The sequence below is a fragment of the Psychrobacter sp. TB20-MNA-CIBAN-0197 genome, from assembly GCF_040309765.1.
GTDB lineage: Bacteria > Pseudomonadota > Gammaproteobacteria > Pseudomonadales > Moraxellaceae > Psychrobacter > Psychrobacter submarinus.
This window is the reverse complement of the sequence record NZ_JBEOPC010001318.1, coordinates 1-240: the sequence shown is the minus strand read 5'-3', so window position 1 is coordinate 240 and position 240 is coordinate 1. Positions and strand designations below refer to the sequence as shown.

General features: G+C 41.2%; 1 protein-coding gene. It reads right to left on the bottom strand.

Annotated features, from left to right (window positions below):
- Positions 1 to 240, bottom strand: a 240-nt coding sequence (locus AAEY83_RS18225) for an acyl-CoA thioesterase (protein ID WP_351061509.1), incomplete at both ends; no start/stop codon positions are given.

Sequence of the window (240 nt, the reverse complement as noted above, 5' to 3'; positions counted from 1 at the left end):
CTTCTATTGGGTAGCCCGTTTCATCCATTGCAATAAAGCTGATAACACAATGGTTTGTTTCAACCATATTTTGCGTTTTTGGATCGCCACCCCTAACTTGAATAAATATTTGCATGCTACTTCTACCCGTATGGGCAATTTTAGCTTCTACTTCGACTATTTGACCCACTAAAATAGGGCGTCTAAATTTAACACCCGCAACCGAAACAGTTACGCAGTAATGACCACTCCAACCTGCAG